Source organism: Streptomyces shenzhenensis, from assembly GCF_003688995.1.
Classification (GTDB): Bacteria; Actinomycetota; Actinomycetes; order Streptomycetales; family Streptomycetaceae; genus Streptomyces; species Streptomyces shenzhenensis_A.
On record NZ_PENI01000112.1, the window covers coordinates 1 to 630 of the forward strand.

General features: G+C 73.7%; 1 protein-coding gene and 1 pseudogene. Both read right to left on the bottom strand.

The window, feature by feature from the left end:
* On the bottom strand, positions 1-385 hold a 385-nt coding region (locus tag CTZ28_RS46415; RefSeq protein WP_183154928.1), incomplete at its 3' end, for a hypothetical protein.
* 3 nt (positions 386-388) lie between these two features.
* Positions 389-630 (bottom strand): annotated as a pseudogene (locus CTZ28_RS46420) (aa3-type cytochrome oxidase subunit I); the annotation flags it as partial.

Below are 630 nucleotides of genomic sequence, written 5' to 3' on the forward strand. Positions count from 1 at the left end.
CCGGCCCGCAACCGATCAGCACGGCGACACCCGCCCGGGCACGCACCGTCCCGGCTGTTTGCCCGGTGTGGCCCAACTCGGCCCAGTCGCGGGCGGCTTCACGGGCCTCGCGGCGGCGCTGCACGACCGCGCCCGCCCGCAGGCCCGCCGTGGCGGCGGCTCCGGCCACCGCCACAGCACACGGGATCCACCACGCCTGGGCCCAGAGCAGCGCGACCGTGACGATCCCGCTCGCGCTCCAGCCGCTGACACAGGCCACCGCCGCACTGCGCCGGGACACCGGCCGGTCGGCCCCCGCACGCAGATCCGCGAGCGCCGGCAGATACCAGACACAGCCCGACACGTTCACCGCCGCGAGCCCCAGGGCGAGCACCGCATGGGACATGGCCTACCTCGTCGCCTCTTCGAGGGCGGTGATCTCCGGGTGGTGCAGGTCGAACGCCGGGGACTCGCTGCGGATCCGCGGCAGGCGGGCGAAGTTGTGCCGCGGGGGCGGGCAGGAGGTGGCCCACTCCAGTGAACGGCCATAACCCCAGGGGTCGTCGGCGTCGACCTTCCGGCCGTACTTCGCGGTCTTCCACACGTTGTAGAAGAACGGCAGGACCGACAGGCCCAGCAGGAACGAGCCGA